The sequence below is a fragment of the Anaerosolibacter sp. genome, from assembly GCF_029240175.1.
Taxonomy (GTDB): Bacteria; Bacillota; Clostridia; order Peptostreptococcales; family Thermotaleaceae; genus Anaerosolibacter.
On the sequence record NZ_JARBTM010000020.1, the window covers coordinates 18,569 to 34,984 of the forward strand.

The following is a 16,416-nucleotide window of genomic DNA, read 5'->3' on the forward strand; positions in this document are numbered from 1 at the left end:
CCCTTAATCTATCAGCTTTTTTGCTTTTGTGTAATTGAACACGGGACCTTCTAAACAAACATAGGTTTCATCAATCTTACAATGGCCGCATTTTCCGATGCCGCAGCTCATTTTTCGCTCAAAGGACACCCAAATCTGATTTTCTAAGATTTCTTTTTTCAGAAACTCCAATGCAGTAAACTTCATCATCATCGGCGGTCCCACAATGATAACTTCTAGATTTTCATCTTTACCTATTGATTCTTGAGAAATATATTGGGTAATCAATCCAACGTTTCCTGTCCAGCATTCATCACCCTTATCCACAGTCAAAACAACGTTGAACCGCTCATTTTTCATCCAGTTCTCGATTTCATCCATAAACAAAATATCCTTTGGTGATTTGAAACCAATAAACAAATCTAACCCTTGAATCTCTTGGGAATGTTGGTGAAAGTAATTGATGATACTTTTCACTGGGGCCAACCCTGTTCCCCCAGCAGCAATTACCAATCGCTTGCCTTTATAATGATCTAGTGGAAATCCATTGCCATAGGGCCCTCTTAGATACATATGGTCCCCTGGTCGTAAATTATGAAGATAGTCCGTCACCTTTCCCACCCTTCGTATGGTCATGTCGATATAGCCATCACCAAAATCACTAATAGAAATGGGCGCTTCACCAATCTTAGGGATGGAAAGCTCAACAAACTGTCCGTTCTTTGGTGCTATGTCGCAGGCCACACGGAAGGTATAATCGATATCTGTTTGATGCTGCACGTCAAGAATCATATACTTATTCGGCAAATACGGGTTTTTCATTATTTTCTCTCCTCCCCCACAAGTTTTGTAACCTTGTTGATACAGCTGGAAAAAGATATATATTCAGGACAGACATCATCACAGCGGCCGCAGCCCACACACATGTGATATCCATTTCTTTTCTTAAAATCATTGATTTTATGCATGGTCTTAAAGCGCATGCGATCTCCATAATTTTTTCTAAATCCGTGACCACCTGCCATATCTGTAAATCCATCCACATGGCAGCCCGCCCAGGCTCTTCTTCGCTCTCCACTGCTGTTGTTTTCATCATAGGCAATATCCTGCATGGTCCAACAGCTGCAGGTCATACAGACAAAGTTGCATCTGCCGCATGCAATACATCTTTGAGCATATTCCTTCCACATATCATCCTCAAAAGTCTCTGTTGTAATTTGCTCAATATCAGGAAGCTTAACATTCACTAGATTTTCCTGGATAAACGTAGGCTCAAAATTTACAAACTCTCCCTTTTCTTGAAAGGCATTTATCAAGGCTTCATCCTTGATCTCTACAAGCATATCATCACCAAAGCGAATGGCCGCTGCATACTTTTCTGTTTTATTGGCATCCATGGAAACACAGAAACAGTTATCAAATCCTTCGATGCACTCTATCATGAAAAATTTAACCTTTTCTCTAAGACGCTCATAATAGATGTCCTTATCCTCTCCATTTTCCAGAAAAACCTGGTCTAACCTTGTCACGCCATTGATATCACAAGGCCGCAAGAAGACAATGATCTTTTTCTCGTCATACTTCGGTTCTTGATACTCCCCCTCTGTAAAATAGAATAGGGTCTGGGTAATTGGAAATAGTATCTCCTTTGGTGAAAAATGAGCTTTTTCATGGATTTCAATCTCATCTAGCCCAGAAACTTCTCCATAACGTACCACATCCGTATCCGAAAATCGTCCCTCTCCCTTGATGCGGATCGGTGCGTAGATCTTATATTCTTTTCCTAAATCCTTTAACACATCATCAAAGGCCTCTCTGCTTAGTTTCAATGACATTTGCTTCTCCCCCTTTAAAAAATTCGGTTCGCGGTGACCGGTGTACGGTGTCCGATTTTCCCTTCGATAGGCTCGCTTTCCGTGAAACCGTGTACCGTGTTTTTTAGCTACTCCTTAGACACATACCAATACATTGCTCCGATAAATAGGGCGCCGCCCACTATGTTTCCAGCAGTAGATGCCAATAGGTTTTTTGCATAGCCTGCTATAGATATCATCGATGGGTCATGGGGTATAAATAAAGCCATTCCCAACAAGGACATATTGGCGATGCTGTGTTCAAACCCAGCACCGATGAAGGCAAACAGACACCACCAAATGAGGATCAACTTTGCCATATCTTCCTTGGCTCGGGTAGCTGTCCAAATGGCGAGACATACCAACATATTACACAAAATACCTCGAATGAAAAGCTGTAGGAAAGGGGCATTCATTTTGCCGTCTGCCACTTTTAGAATGAATTCCGATTGCGGCCCGTTGCTGATCAACCCTGACTTTGCTACTAAGTAGGCCAAAAACAGTGCACCCAATAGGTTCCCTATATAACTGAAAGCCCATACCTTTGCCGTATCCCCTAAGGTCACACGCTTGGTTAAGTTTCCTATGGTCATCACCATATTATTGCCAGTAAAGAGCTCTGCCCCTGCGAAGATCACTAGGGTCAACGCTACGCCAAAGGATGCGCCCATGATGGCTTTTGTGGCTGGAGAGCCTGCCGCTGCAAAAGGTGCACCAATTGAAAAAATAAGCATAATACCAAAGCCTACGTAGATTCCTGCCATGATAGAAAGGATCACATATTTTATAATGCTTTTCTTTAAATACTTTGCCTTGTTTACTGCACTGTCTCCCATTTTGTTTACGGTTTCTAAAAACATTTCCTCCACCCTTTCTTCTTTTACTGCGATCGCTGCAAACCTTTTCTTTGTTATAAATATATCAACTATCATGAGGGGATACTGTGAGGAATATCACAAATCTCTTGAAATATTATCCATAATCAACACAATGCTTTAAACAGTCAATAAAAAAACGAACATATCCATGTTCGCTTCTTACGCTTCGCTTATATCAATAATATATTCTTCCAGTACCTCCATGATTTTATCCATCCACTCGTTCTCTTCTTCACAATCGAAGGGATGTGTCCAGTCTTCTGCTTCTGGGCTTGCGAGGATTGTTGCCCGGGTAGTGCCGTGGACATTTTCCACATGGATCATGAGCATCATCGGTCGGTTCTCCCGCTTATGAATATGCTCATAGACCATATAGCCAAAGCCCCTTCCTTGGTCTATGTCGCAATAGTCGCTGTGAATCAAATCCCCGTCAATCTCCCCCATGGACAACTCCAATACTTCCCTTGGGTCGATGGATAATGATACGATTCTGGCACTCATGATAGGCCCCCCTCACCGGATTAGCCGGTACAATCTTTTATTTTTATCTATATTCACAACCTATAAAATTGTTGCAATGAAATTTCACATTTTTGTTATAATAGGAGTTGAAGGGCATGGCTATTCGCTACTCGCCGTTCGCTTCTCGCAAGAGATCTTTGTTTTAAGGTTTGGCCATTAGCGAGTAGCCAGAAGCGAGCAGCCAAATAAATAATTCAAAGTGAGGTAACGCCAATGAAAACAATCAATATATATACCGATGGAGCTTGCTCGGGGAATCAGCATGATGAAAATATAGGGGGATGGGGTGCCATTCTTGCTTATGGCGAACATACCAAGGAACTCTACGGCGGAGAGATAAATACCACCAACAATCGGATGGAAATGACAGCCCTGTTGGAGGCTTTGAAGGCGTTATCTAAAGAACGGCTTTCTATCAATGTTTTTTCTGATAGTTCCTATCTTATCGAGTGCTTTACAAAGAAATGGTATATCAAATGGCAGGTGAATGGTTGGATGACTGCCAGCAAAACACCTGTAGAAAACCGGGAATTATGGGAAGCTCTTCTTGCCCAGATTGATCGTCAAAAAGAAATCAACTTTTATCGCGTCAAAGGTCACTTAAATCTAAACAAAGAGGCAGAGCTAAAAAAGTGGTACGCCAAATTTAAGGTGTGGAATGGTTCTCACTTTTCCATGGATGATTTCCTATTGGCCACGAAAATGAACATCCTAGCCGATGCCCTAGCAAATAAGGGTATGGATACCATAAGGAAAACCCCTTAAACAGACAGCGCTGTAAAAGGGGCCCTTCATAATTTTCTAGGTTCTATAGGTTACTGTAATCCCCCCGGATTACGGGTGTAATTCTTATCAATAATGGCATTGGTCAGTTGATAAAGCTGCCCATGATGGGTAGCGCCAAAGGATAATGTCAACACAAATTGAACATTGTCCATACCCCGACTGCCTTGGTAAACATCATAGGCACTACCTATATTTTCAAGATGGTATCTTTCCTCAATGCGATCCTTTACTTCATCTACAGCAGCATCAATGAAGTACTCTGCCTGTTCTAAGAGGGCGGAAGTATATTCTTCCTCATCGTCGCTCATGTACCCTTCTTCTTCTAAGTCATGTTCAATCTCTGTCTCCAGAATAGATTGATCTAATCTTACCTCATAGGCAAACACATCATCATCATATACAGAATCGCTGATGTCTCGTACTTCTTCAAAATAATTACTATTGCTAACCATCTCTTCAATTTCTCTGCTGCTTATATTGACAGTACCGTTCACAATATTTGCTTTAACCTGCTTCATGTGCATTCCCTCCTCTTCCATATATATTTCTATAATTGGCAGGAGGTCCATGATTTATACCTTGGGTTTTCTAAAATAGTGGGTTACTACTTCATTTGAATCATAACATCTACATTGAAATTGGGCATCAGAAATCCATCGTTGTTATCTATGGAAATCTCCACTGGAATGATTGTCTCTCCATTCTTCTGTATAGCCCGTTGCGCAATGCGGCTAACCTTCCCCTTATAGCTCCTATCCCTGTTTGCAATTGGGATAATCTCTACAGCTACGCCCATGTTCACATCTTTGATAAATTCCTCGGATACCTCAGCTTCTACCACCATGGTGTTCAAATCCAAAATACTTAGTACCTTTTTCTCTGGACTCACCAAATCGCCGCCTTGGTATCCAATATCATATACCACACCACTTTCCACATTGGCAATGATCGTATTTCCTTCCAGGTAGCTCCGTTTGACCTTTTCTTCCATCATTTGCAACTCATAGGAGGCTGAGGCTAACTCTTCATTTTTTATTTTCAAATCATCCCGTTCATTTTTCTTATTCTTTTGAACGTTTTCTAAATCATATCGTGCATCTTCCATTTCCTTATATAGGGTATCTACAGTGGCTTTGAATTTATCATACTCACCCTGGGCAATGGCTCCGGCTTTTAACAATGCCTCTTGGGAAGCCAAATCCTTTTTCCCCTGGTTATACAGCTCCTCTGCCAGTTTCAGTCCGTTGGTTGCCTTCATGATCGCTGGGTCACTTTTCCCATCATCTATCAAGGTATTTTCAATTTTGTTCTTTTCCAGCTGTAAGATATTTACTTTATGGGCCTTGCTTTTTACTTCTCCTAAATGATCCTTTATGTCCAGGCTCACAAGGATATCTCCCTGTTGTATGTGTTGCCCCTCCTGAACATGGACCTTCTCCACACTGGAAGGAAAATCTATGACAATGTTTTGGATATCCTTTGCTTTAATGATGCCAAAGGCCTCTATGACCTCTCTTTCCTTCGGTGCCTCTACCTGATCTATAGTGGCAGCCTCCTCTTTCTTTGCACAACCTACCCCTAGAAATAGGATTCCTATCAGCACCAGCAGCAATACTTCTTTTATCCTCTGCTTCATTTCTCCCACACCTTTCCATCCTTAACATAAACAATGCGCTGTCCATAATCCGCGGCTTCCCTGGAATGGGTTACCTGTACGATATTTTTCCCTTTTTCCCGATTAATCCTCTGCAGCAGCTCCATCACTTCTGTTCCCGTCTTGCTATCCAGGTTTCCAATGGGTTCATCAGCCAATATGATATCTGGATCATTGATCAGTGCCCGGGCAATAGCTACCCTCTGCTGTTGTCCTCCTGACAACTCCCTAGGCGTATGATGTCGTCGATCCGATAGTCCTACAATTTCCAATATCTCATCCAATCGCTCCCCATAATCCTTCATCTTCTTCCCATCCAATAGAATGGGCAGCATGGTATTTTCCTCTACAGACAGATTGGGAATTAGGTTATAAAACTGGAACACAAACCCCACATCTCGTCTACGCATGATGCTTTGCTCTTGATCCTCCATCTCTGCCAGCTCTTTTCCATTAATCCTAATACTCCCCGAGGTTGGCTTATCCAGCCCTCCTAAGAGATATAGCAAAGTACTTTTCCCCGAGCCTGAAGGTCCCATGATGGAAACAAATTCTCCTTTATAGATGGCCAGATCAATATTTTTAAGGACTTCCACATCTAGTAATCCTAGTCTAAAAGTCTTACATAGATTTACTGCTTGGATAATGGCTTCCATTCTCTCACCTCTATTCATATTTGATGGCTTCAATAATGTTTAATCGTGAAGATTTTAATGCAGGACTGATGGATGCCACCACGGTAATGATAATTCCTGAAATCATAGAATATGAAAATAGTTTCAATGAATAATGAATCGGAATAGGCGAATCCATAGCCTTTAATACGTGGGGCACGATGGAAATCATCAGCAGACCTGTGAGAGCACCTGCAATCCCTCCTATAAGCCCCCCTGTAAATGCCTCTATAAAAATCATTTTGATAATTTGTTTTTTGCTCATTCCTACCGAACGGAAAACTGCCAGGGATCTCTTTCTCTCAATAAAGCTAATGATCAGATTATTGAGTACACCAAAGATACCAATCACTAGGGTCATGATAGAGAAGCCTTTTAAAATCACAAATAGTTGGGCATTTGAAAGCTTATCATTCAGTTCCATCTGCGTTAGCGTCTCAACCCAGGGACTTCTTCTGGCAAACTTTTTCTGCAGTGCTATTTTTATTTCATCATTATTTTTTGATGTTTTAACAAAAATGTCATCATAATAGACTTTATTCATATCTTGTTTAAGATATTTTGCAGAAATCAAGGCATAATTGCCATTCCACATAAGGGAATTAAAAAAGCCAATGACCTTATAGTCTTTTTTCCCTTTCTCCATTTCCAAGGATAGAATATCTCCTGCTTCTACCCCGAACTTATCCTTTAAGGAATAGGTCAATATAATATTTCTACCCTCCTCAAGATTTTCCATATCTTCCGGCCCAATATCGTTTCTCCAATAATTCAAATGCTTGGTCGTATCTACGCCATGGACTAGATTGATTTCACTGTTTGAACCTGCAACATCAACACCATTTGCCGCGTAAACACCATAGGTATCCTCTACCCCTTCTACTGTTCGTATCAATCCGTCTACCCTGCGATCTCCCTCAGCTACCCACATCCAAACCCCAAAATCAGCATCCTTATAAAAACTCATCAACTCCGTCATAACGCTGTCACTGATGGTATTGATTAATAAAAGACTTGATATGCCAATAGATAGTAGAGAAATATTGTTCAGAATACTCTTATTTTCTCTTAGATTTTTGGCAGCAAGAATTCCTTCATTTCCAAATAGATAGACATAAAGCTTTTCAAATCCCTTTACAAACCCATTGGTCATATAGGGGACCAGCATGGTAACAGCCACCCCTGATGACACCATACACAAGGTGCCTACTGCCATCATCATCGTTTTGGGCACTATCCAAGGGGCAACCAATGCAAAGACCAATAAAGCGATCCCTAGGGGCAATCGGAAAGACTTGCCCTTTTTATATGTGTCAACTTTATTTAAAACGATATCCTTCACAGATATCTTGGATACCTTAATAATAGGTATCAAAGCACTTACACAAGATAACACGACTGCCAGCAAAAACGCGGTGATTAATTGCCCTGTTGTAAATTGAATACTGGTCTTCATTCGTCCCCCTGACCATGGATTATCTGCCATGGTATAGGTCATCGCATACAAAACCCCTACGCCCAATCCACAGCCAAGGAATCCCCCGATAATCCCATAGGCCATACTCTCTATGAACAATACGAAATCTGTTACCTTCTTTGTGGCACCAATACTCCGAAAAGTTCCTATGACAGGCAATCGTTCCATGGTGATTACCTTAAAAGAGGTGTAAATGATAAATATACTCATAAACAACACGATGGTGGTCATGAGCATAAAGGGTGTTGTCATCCGGCTGGCATACCGTTGGATTTCTTCCATGGACAAGGGCTCCCGAACCGTATAACGATTGTACGCCTTTTCAAGGGCTGGGATCAAGTTCTCCCGCTCTACTGGGTTTTTTAGCTTCAGATAGATAACAGAAGCCTTTCCTCGCTCTCCATATATCCTGCTCAGGGTTTCCCTAGGCATGACGATGGTCACAGTTCTTCCATCTTCTTGGAATGGACCTGAGGGTTCAGAGACGGCAGCGATTTGAAACCTGTGTTTATATCCATTGATTTCAATATCTATGCTATCCCCTTGGTCTAGGTGATACTTATCCGAAGTAATCCGACTCAAGATCATCTTTCTTCCAGCGAAGTCAGCTCCAGTTATAGGTATCTCCATGGAAAAAGGATTCATTTTTTGCAATTCCTCCAAATGAAATCCTTGAAGATCCAATTGCACCGTTTCATCTTTGGTTGGCTTATAAAAGCCGCTGCCTTGAACTGCTCCCACAATGTATTCCATGTGCTTCTTATATTGTTCTGCTTTATTTGTATAAAAAAATCTCGATGGGGAGTTTTCTTCCGCATGGATCATCCATTCAGCACTGCCAAAATACTTTTTCATACGATCTACATACATCTTTTCCATCGTATCTCCTATGGCGCTGGAAGCAAAAAACAACGCTGCTGAAAGCATTACCGAGCATAGAATTAAAGATGTTCTAAATTTTTTCTCCTGTATATTTTTCCATATAAACTTAAAGATAATTTTCATCACTTCACCACCATTATTTTGCAATGTACATTCATATTTACGTGATATTTTTGTCAATGTCTGGCATTTCACAGATTTATTTCCCAAACTTTATAAAACAAAAGGAAGAAGATATCTAGGACCTTCTTCCTTAATCTATTACATTCTTCCTTTGTAAATGACTTCTGCTTCTCTCTCGATATAATCGTTCCTTCTCCCAATGAGCTTCTCAAAGTAATTTTCCATTTCCTCATCCTCTAAGCCGACGATCTCTCGCATGTTGTCAAAGTTCTCCATCATTTCCAAGCCCATTTCTAAATACGCTCTAGAGATATCCAGCTGGCACCAGCTATAAAGAGAATCATCTTCCGCCTCATATTCATTGATGATTTTTTGGTAAATGTCAATGGCTTGGAAGTAATCCCTTAATCCCATATAACCTACCACATCTGCCAAATGCTTCAGGGCCCAATAATATATTTTCTGCTCTTCACCGGCCTGCTCCATAATTCCTTTATAATGCTCAATGGCTTCTGCCAGCTTACGCTCACTTACTAGCTGCTCACCTTCACGGAATAATTTATTCCAATCCATCCCAATTCCTCCCTAACATCTATTTTACTATTTAATTCTCCCTCGCTACCTAAAATCCTTCCATGTGTCTTTAATCCTATCTAAAGATTCTATCGACTATACATTACGTAAACTCCTCTGACTCGTTTTCTGAAAAGGAGAACTGATTTAATAAATTATATATTTTATTCTATGCCATATCCTTTATCCAATCCTAAAGCTTACGGGTGTTAGGAAATTGGAATTTCAACGGGGTTACAGCCTCTTTTAGGACGAAGCCTCTGCATCCCCTACTCCAGTAGTAGGTACATCTATTCAAGGCTCTACATTTATTTTAATCAGAATTGCCTATGGAATTAGTCCTGCTGTTGGATTGTTATGTAAACAGAACCCCATTATAATAATCTTAGAATCGGATGAACATATCTTTGAAACAGTCTCGACAATGGCAAACCTGATGAAAATCAGCGACGCAAAGCTACAGGGGCTAAGGTGTATCATGGATGCACTAAGCCAGCCAGTTACCGAAGGATTTGGGTATTTGTTGCTAAGTAACCCTGCCCCTCGGTAAAGGCAGGGTTACTTTATTTATAGGAGGTGATGGTATTGAAGCTCATCAATCTAGATACGGGTCAGGTCATTGCATGGCAAATCCATGAAGCCAATTCCTTTTTCACTCGGCTGAAGGGATTGATGTTCACCAAAGACCTCCCGTTAGATTGTGGACTACGTATTCGACCCTGTCAACAAATTCACACCTATTTTATGCAGTACGATATTGACGTGTTGCATCTAGATTCCGACCAGCAGGTAGTAGCCATAGAAGAAAACCTTACCCCAGGTAGGCTGGGCATGAAGCATCATGCTGCCGTAGAAGTCGTTGAACTACCAGCTGGACTCATTGATAAAACCAACACCAGAGTAGGTCATAAGTTGAAATTCACTGAAAATATTCTATAACTTACAAAAGGAGAGGATTATATGTTAAATAAAATGAAGGCATTATTTGTAGAGGAGCAAGGACAAGGGATGACAGAGTACGGTTTGGTATTGGGAATCATCGCAATCGCTGTTGTGACAATTCTAGTAACGATGCGGGGCCAAATCACTTCATTGTTCCAACAAGCCAGTGAAAAACTTACTGAAGGCGGCGCTGTTACACCAGCTGAATAATCCCAGAGTTCAAATTCTGATGAAGGGCAAGGGCTCTACATGTATGTGTAGAGTCCTTTTCATACACTTTCCTTAAAGGAGGGATTTTTATGTGGTTTAACCTACTCCTGATCATGATCTTGACAGTCTGTGTGATTACCGATATTCGATCGAGAAAAATCTATAATAAAATAATCTACCCTAGCCTCTTGATTGCGTTTCTATCCCACCTATTCCAAGGGGGATGGTCTCAGTTCCAATGGGCTATCCTTGGCTTTTTCCTTGGCTTTTCCTTGCTGTTGATTCCTTATCTGATGGGGGGCATGGGTGCTGGAGATGTAAAGCTATTGGCCCTCATAGGTGCATTAAAGGGTAGTTCCTTTGTTCTCTATACAGGGATTTATATGGCTTTGATTGGCGGTGTTATTGCTTTAATTTTGCTGATTCATCACAAAAAACTGTTACAATTTTTAAAGCAGCTGCCCTATTTGCTTACCAGCATCCGCCTTTTAGGCACTGATGCTACCATGACTGAAGAATCCAGTATTTGTACCACTACTTACCCCTATGGAATCGCCATCGCCGGGGGTGCAGTATTTACTTTACTCCTACAAGGGAGGCTGCTCCTATGGTAAAAAATGAACACGGTCAATCTCTTATTGAATTTGCGTTGATTGTTCCTATTTTGATCCTAATGGTTTCAGGGATTTTTGATTTTGGTAGAGTGCTCTACACCTACATGAACCTAAATCATCTGACCCAGGAAACAGTTCGACTGGGTGGACTGGGTAAAACCGACACAGAAATCACCCAATTTGCTAAAGAGCGTTTCCACATAGGTGATCCAGCATCCCTTAACATTGTCATATCTCCCAATCAAGCTTCACGTAAATCAGGAGATTATGTCACTGTAACCCTAAGCTATCCAGTGGAATATGTAACGCCTATGGCTTCCTTGGTCCTTCCTTCTCCTTATCAGGTAGTCACTGACTCTACCATCCGAATGGAATAGGAGGTTGAATTTATGGGAAACTTTATGAAAAAATTTCTGCCTGCACAAACCGGAAGTGCCTTAGTCCTTGTATCTCTGTCTATCGCCTTATTGATGGGAGTCACAGGCTTGGTCATTGATGGTGGTGTTCTTTATACAACCAAAAGTCACCTGCAAAAAACAGCTCGAGCTGCTGTATTGTCAGGGGCCCAGGAATTATCCAATGACGTTCCTTCTGTGGAAAATGTTGTTCAAGATATACTCCTTGCCCATCAAGCCAAGGATCATCTTTCCAATTTGACCATCGACCCTGGTCAGCAGGTCAGTGTAACCCTGAGAAAAGAAGTATCCATGTCCTTTATGAAAATATTAGGCTTCCATCATGTACCTGTGGAAGCATCGGCCACAGCCAAGATTCAGCAAATGGGCCGAGCCCAAGGGGCAGCCCCTTTAGGTATAGATGAAGCTATCCCTCTGGAGTTTAACAAGGAGTATAAGTTGAAAGTAGATCAAACGGAGGTCAGCTATGGAAATTTTGGCGTCCTTGCCCTCAGTGGTCCTGGCGCCCAAACCTATGAAGAAAATTTGCGATTCGGTTATCGCGGTGAAATTAAGATTGGTGATATTATCGATACCCAGACAGGAAATATTGCTGGAAAGACCCGTACTGCCATCGACGAACGCATCACCAATTGTTCCCTTCCTGACGACTTGGATCATCGAGATTGCTCCCGTATTCTTCTGGTCCCTGTTTATCGTACCCATAACCATGAGAATAACCAACTGAAACAGATCAAGGTAACAGGCTTTGCGTACTTCTATATCAAAGAACCTATGTCTCCCCAAGACACATCTATCACAGGTATGTTCATCAAGCGGGTGGGTACTGGTTATACCGATTTCAATGCCCTTGATAAGGGCGCATACAGCATAAAACTAACGGAGTAGGTGAAAAAATGAAATCAAAATTTATTCTTGTATTGGCAATTATCATGGGCTTGATCACAACTTTTCTCTTTTACAACTATATGAAATCTGTTGATGCTACCAAGGATATGAACAATCACCTGGTGGATGTTATCCTAGCAAAGCAAGTCATCAAGAAAGATCAAAAGATCACCAGTGAAATGATTGTTGTTTCCCAAGTTCCTGAGCTAGGTTTGGCCCCTGGAACAATAAAAACTACATCTGAAGCCGTTGGGAAGTTTGCCACGGCAGACATTACATCCGGTGAACCTCTCTTATCCCATCGCCTGGGAAGTGAAAGAGATGAAAAGATTTTTGTCTCCAGGAAGGTAAAGGATGGATATCGTGCTGTATCTGTTGGGACAGATTTCGTACAATCTGTTTCCAATCTGGTTGAGCCCGAAGATTGGGTCGATGTGCTGTTCAGTGAAACCCAGCCTAGAACTGGGGACTATACTCCGATTAAAACAGAATTACTATTAGAGAAGGTCCGGGTCCTTGCTGTAGGCCGGCGTATGGTGGAAACCACACCAGAGGATGCCTATGTGGAATATACCTCTGTTACTTTAGAATTAAATCAGGTAGATGCCTTGAAGCTGGTCAACGCTAAGGAACGAGGCCGTATCCAGCTCATTCTCCACAGCAAAATCATCCCACCGAAGTAAGGAGGCGATAACCAATGCCAGATCACGAGATTCAAGAAACAAAAGGAACTACCAAGAAAAAAGGAAAAATCATAGGGATTTGTAGTGCAAAAGGCGGCATTGGAAGAACAGTCATTACAGCAAATTTGGGGATCGCTCTTTCTTCAAAACGACTAAATACTTGCATCTTAGATGGATGCTTTCAATTCGGTGATATTAATATTGCCATGGACCTTCAACCGATGTTTACGATCAAGGATGTTATAGAACAACTGGATACCATTGATGAGCATAATATTCTAAACTATCTTTTTCGCCATGAGAGCGGTGTAAAGGTACTATCCGCTCCCCATCGGCCTGAATATGCAGATTTGGTAACAACGGAATCTCTAGAAAAAATATGCAATCTTTTACAATCTCATTTCGATTACATCTTGGTAGATGTTATGGCAGGACTCCCTGACAAAAGCTTATATTTTGTTGAAAAGGCTGATCAAATCCTTCTGCTGACCGATTTAGAGATGACCACCTTGAAAAATACAAAGCTAATGCTTGAGATATTGGATACCTTAGAGCTAAGACATAAAGTGCAGGTAGTCGTCAATCGTTCTACTATGCAAAGTGTCATTCAGTCCTCTGATGTGCACCAAATCCTTGGAGAACCTTCTTTGCTCTATGTTCCCAATGATTTTGATATCGTCTCGAAATCATTGAATATTGGTATTCCTTTTGTCATAAACCATCGTCGCATCGATATGGCAAAGGCGATCTTTGGTATCACTGATTTCCTGACAGCGGGGCAAGAGATCGCCCTTTACAAGCCCAAGCCTGCGTCCTTTACTCAAATGCTCTTCGATAAATTTAGACGTCCAAAGGAGAGATCCCAATGAGTCTTCTTGAAAAGATACAAAGTAAAACTGAACAGCAGGTGGATTCCCTATCCTTAGAAAATCAATCTGAAAAAAATCATGGGAAAATGATCACCAAAAAGGACTTGTTAGCCAATGTACGTCCATCTAGCCTCACTCCTCAATCTCAAAAGGAAAAGGCTGTACCCGTAAACAAAAATCAAGAACTAAAAGAAAAGCTCCACAAACAGATTCTTAGAGATATGACCGACGAAAATGTAGATGCCATTATCCCTAAAATTGAAGATATGGCTGTGGAAATCATCAAAGAGGATAGCAGTTTTGTAGGGAAGGTAGATCGCAAAAAAGTTGTAGATGAGCTGGTGAACAACCTAACGGGTTATGGTCCCATCAACCCACTGCTGCTAGATCCAGAGATTTCTGAGGTGATGGTGAATGGCCCCCATCATATCTATGTAGAACGTAATGGAAAAATTGAACTATCTAATATTTCTTTTCGCGATAATGATCATGTGATGCATGTGATAGAGAAAATTGTAGCGCCTTTGGGAAGACGGATTGATGAAAGCAGCCCCATGGTTGATGCCCGACTTCCTGACGGTTCCCGTGTGAATGCCATCATCCCTCCTCTAGCTTTAAACGGCCCTACAATTACCATACGAAAATTTTCCAAAGATCCTTTTCAAATTGAGGATCTCGTTCAGTTTGGTACCCTGACCAAGGAAATGGCTGCATTTTTGGATGCCTGTGTCAAAGCCCGGCTCAATGTCTTTATCAGTGGTGGTACTGGCTCTGGTAAAACAACAACCCTGAATGTTTTATCTTCCTTCATCCCCAATGATGAACGGATTATTACCATCGAGGATGCTGCTGAACTTCAGCTTTGGCAGGATCATGTAGTTTCTCTGGAGTCCAGGCCTGCCAATATCGAAGGCAAAGGTGCCATAACGATTCGAGACTTGGTTCGTAACTCCCTGCGTATGCGGCCTGAACGGATTGTCATCGGAGAAGTACGAGGCGGTGAAGCCCTAGATATGCTTCAAGCCATGAATACAGGTCATGACGGATCCCTTGCTACAGGTCATGCTAACAGTCCTCGAGATATGATTGCCCGTTTAGAAACCATGGTCCTTATGGCTGGTATGGATCTTCCCGTGAAGGCCATCCGAGAGCAGATTGCCGGTGCCATTGATGTGATTATACAACAAACCAGACTCAAGGACGGCAGCAGAAAAATTGTGAATATCACTGAGGTTCAAGGATTGGAAGGAGATGTAATTGTCCTTCAGGACATCTTTGTTTTCAAACAGCAGGGAGTAGATGATCGTGGAAAAATTATCGGAAAGTTGGTACCTACAGGCATACGACCTAGATTCTATGACCAACTGGTGACTTCAGGTATTCATGTTCCTGCTACGGTATTTATGGAAGAGGAGGATTGGAACCTATGATGTTGTGGATTATTGTCATTCTTTTTCAGCTTACTTCTCTTTTGTTTTTTATCGGCCTGTTTAATACATTTTTTGTTTCCAGCAACCGCCTTGATAAGCGCATGCAGCTGTATCTCTCGAGCCAAGATGAGAATCCCTTGGACCGTAAGCGTTTTAACCTTCTTGTACAAATACAAATTTATAATCAACGTCTCAGAAAAGGTCTTTCCCTAGGCAAAAATAACACTCGGCTGTCCCAGCGCCTCCATCAAGCTGGTGTACCATTAAAATCTGAAGAATTCACATTGTTTCAACTGATGTCTACATTTTTGTTAGGAGGCTTACTTTTTATCTTCTCAGGCAAAGTATTTTTCTTTATTGTGGGCGGTATTCTAGGCTATCTCTACCCTCACTTGTGGCTCAACCAAAAACAGCGTAAACGCATTATGAAATTCAATGACGGTCTTCCTGATATGATCACCATCATTGTAGGCTCCCTTCGGGCAGGCTTTAGCTTTCCTCAGTCCCTTAAATCCGTGGTTGAAGAGTCCGACGCCCCTGTTCGAGAGGAAATTGATATGGTTTTAAGGGAAATGCAGTATGGTGCCAGTATTGAAGATGCTCTCCATCATCTTCATGAACGAATGCCCAGCGGCGATTTGGACTTAATGATCCAGGCGATTCTCATCCAGCGACAGGTTGGAGGCAATCTAGCAACCGTATTGGATACCATTGTTCAAACCATACGGGATCGCAATGCAATTCAGCGTCAGGTAATGACCCTTACAGCCCAGGGCCGCCTATCTGGCACGGTTATCGGTCTTCTTCCAATTGTACTGGGGCTTGTGCTCTATTTTATCAATCCTGAGTATATTGGAACCCTGTTTAAGCATCCTGTAGGCATGGGCATGATGGGGGCTGGTATTGTTTCAGGAACCATAGGGTTTATTCTCATTCGAAAACTAACGTCAATCGAGGTGTAAC

At 41.7% G+C, this 16,416-nt stretch carries 19 protein-coding genes and 1 riboswitch; of the genes, 10 read left to right on the forward strand and 9 right to left on the reverse strand.

Going from position 1 to position 16,416, the window contains the following annotated elements:
* Positions 1 to 3: 3 nt before the first annotated feature.
* From asrB to K0R93_RS14510, 4 genes are all read right to left on the reverse strand, one after another.
* Positions 4 to 801 (reverse strand): anaerobic sulfite reductase subunit AsrB, encoded by a 798-nt coding sequence (asrB, locus tag K0R93_RS14495; RefSeq protein WP_300302703.1) that lies wholly within the window; start codon positions 799 to 801, stop codon positions 4 to 6.
* The gene (gene asrA, locus K0R93_RS14500; protein WP_300302705.1) at positions 801 to 1,814 is read right to left on the reverse strand and encodes an anaerobic sulfite reductase subunit AsrA; all 1,014 of its coding nucleotides are present in this window, start codon (positions 1,812 to 1,814) and stop codon (positions 801 to 803) included. Before asrA ends, asrB begins: the two co-directional genes overlap by 1 nt.
* A gap of 107 nt (positions 1,815 to 1,921) precedes the next feature.
* Positions 1,922 to 2,764: a formate/nitrite transporter family protein gene (locus tag K0R93_RS14505; RefSeq protein WP_330685175.1), complete on the reverse strand. Its 843-nt coding sequence runs from the start codon at positions 2,762 to 2,764 to the stop codon at positions 1,922 to 1,924.
* A 105-nt stretch (positions 2,765 to 2,869) separates the two neighbouring features.
* Positions 2,870 to 3,211, reverse strand: a complete 342-nt coding sequence (locus K0R93_RS14510; protein WP_300302706.1) for a hypothetical protein — start codon at positions 3,209 to 3,211, stop codon at positions 2,870 to 2,872.
* Between the two features lie 234 nt (positions 3,212 to 3,445).
* Here K0R93_RS14510 and K0R93_RS14515 point away from each other — a divergent pair, with 234 nt between their 5' ends.
* Complete coding sequence (locus K0R93_RS14515) at positions 3,446 to 3,997, forward strand: RNase H family protein (protein ID WP_300302708.1); 552 nt, start codon at positions 3,446 to 3,448, stop codon at positions 3,995 to 3,997.
* A 50-nt stretch (positions 3,998 to 4,047) separates the two neighbouring features.
* On the opposite strand, the gene K0R93_RS14520 is transcribed toward K0R93_RS14515, so the two are convergent.
* The 5 genes from K0R93_RS14520 to K0R93_RS14540 all read right to left on the reverse strand — a co-directional run bounded on the left by K0R93_RS14520 (position 4,048) and on the right by K0R93_RS14540 (position 9,401).
* Positions 4,048 to 4,536 (reverse strand): hypothetical protein, encoded by a 489-nt coding sequence (locus tag K0R93_RS14520; protein ID WP_300302710.1) that lies wholly within the window; start codon positions 4,534 to 4,536, stop codon positions 4,048 to 4,050.
* Positions 4,537 to 4,622: 86 nt separating this feature from the next.
* Positions 4,623 to 5,654, reverse strand: coding sequence for an HlyD family secretion protein (locus K0R93_RS14525; RefSeq protein WP_300302713.1), 1,032 nt, complete (start codon positions 5,652 to 5,654; stop codon positions 4,623 to 4,625).
* Positions 5,651 to 6,328, reverse strand: a complete 678-nt coding sequence (locus K0R93_RS14530; protein ID WP_300302715.1) for an ABC transporter ATP-binding protein — start codon at positions 6,326 to 6,328, stop codon at positions 5,651 to 5,653. Before K0R93_RS14530 ends, K0R93_RS14525 begins: the two co-directional genes overlap by 4 nt.
* Before the next feature lie 10 nt (positions 6,329 to 6,338).
* A complete protein-coding gene (locus K0R93_RS14535; protein WP_300302717.1) occupies positions 6,339 to 8,828 on the reverse strand; it encodes an ABC transporter permease in 2,490 nt (829 codons plus the stop codon).
* A 138-nt stretch (positions 8,829 to 8,966) separates the two neighbouring features.
* Complete coding sequence (locus K0R93_RS14540) at positions 8,967 to 9,401, reverse strand: hypothetical protein (RefSeq protein ID WP_300302719.1); 435 nt, start codon at positions 9,399 to 9,401, stop codon at positions 8,967 to 8,969.
* A gap of 416 nt (positions 9,402 to 9,817) precedes the next feature.
* Positions 9,818 to 9,909, forward strand: a riboswitch (cyclic di-GMP riboswitch).
* 77 nt (positions 9,910 to 9,986) lie between these two features.
* Between K0R93_RS14540 and K0R93_RS14545 the strand changes: the two genes are divergently transcribed.
* The 9 genes from K0R93_RS14545 to K0R93_RS14585 all read left to right on the forward strand — a co-directional run bounded on the left by K0R93_RS14545 (position 9,987) and on the right by K0R93_RS14585 (position 16,415).
* Entirely contained in the window at positions 9,987 to 10,340 is a 354-nt protein-coding gene (locus K0R93_RS14545; RefSeq protein ID WP_300302721.1) for a DUF192 domain-containing protein, read from the forward strand.
* 21 nt (positions 10,341 to 10,361) lie between these two features.
* The gene (locus K0R93_RS14550; protein WP_300302723.1) at positions 10,362 to 10,553 is read left to right on the forward strand and encodes a Flp family type IVb pilin; all 192 of its coding nucleotides are present in this window, start codon (positions 10,362 to 10,364) and stop codon (positions 10,551 to 10,553) included.
* 89 nt (positions 10,554 to 10,642) lie between these two features.
* Positions 10,643 to 11,167 carry an A24 family peptidase gene (locus K0R93_RS14555; RefSeq protein WP_300302725.1) on the forward strand — a complete coding sequence of 175 codons (525 nt, stop codon included), beginning with the start codon at positions 10,643 to 10,645 and terminating at the stop codon, positions 11,165 to 11,167.
* Positions 11,161 to 11,544, forward strand: coding sequence for a TadE/TadG family type IV pilus assembly protein (locus tag K0R93_RS14560; RefSeq protein WP_300302727.1), 384 nt, complete (start codon positions 11,161 to 11,163; stop codon positions 11,542 to 11,544). Before K0R93_RS14555 ends, K0R93_RS14560 begins: the two co-directional genes overlap by 7 nt.
* Positions 11,545 to 11,556: 12 nt before the next feature.
* Positions 11,557 to 12,471 (forward strand): TadE/TadG family type IV pilus assembly protein, encoded by a 915-nt coding sequence (locus K0R93_RS14565; RefSeq protein ID WP_300302729.1) that lies wholly within the window; start codon positions 11,557 to 11,559, stop codon positions 12,469 to 12,471.
* 8 nt (positions 12,472 to 12,479) lie between these two features.
* Positions 12,480 to 13,154, forward strand: coding sequence for a Flp pilus assembly protein CpaB (gene cpaB / locus K0R93_RS14570; protein WP_300302731.1), 675 nt, complete (start codon positions 12,480 to 12,482; stop codon positions 13,152 to 13,154).
* A 14-nt stretch (positions 13,155 to 13,168) separates the two neighbouring features.
* The gene (locus K0R93_RS14575) at positions 13,169 to 14,023 is read left to right on the forward strand and encodes an AAA family ATPase (RefSeq protein WP_300302733.1); all 855 of its coding nucleotides are present in this window, start codon (positions 13,169 to 13,171) and stop codon (positions 14,021 to 14,023) included.
* The gene (locus K0R93_RS14580; protein ID WP_330685176.1) at positions 14,020 to 15,453 is read left to right on the forward strand and encodes a CpaF family protein; all 1,434 of its coding nucleotides are present in this window, start codon (positions 14,020 to 14,022) and stop codon (positions 15,451 to 15,453) included. The genes K0R93_RS14575 and K0R93_RS14580 overlap by 4 nt, the downstream gene beginning before the upstream one ends.
* On the forward strand, positions 15,450 to 16,415 hold the full coding sequence (locus K0R93_RS14585) for a type II secretion system F family protein (protein ID WP_300302735.1): 966 nt from the start codon (positions 15,450 to 15,452) through the stop codon (positions 16,413 to 16,415). Before K0R93_RS14580 ends, K0R93_RS14585 begins: the two co-directional genes overlap by 4 nt.
* The last annotated feature ends 1 nt before the right edge of the window (position 16,416 follow it).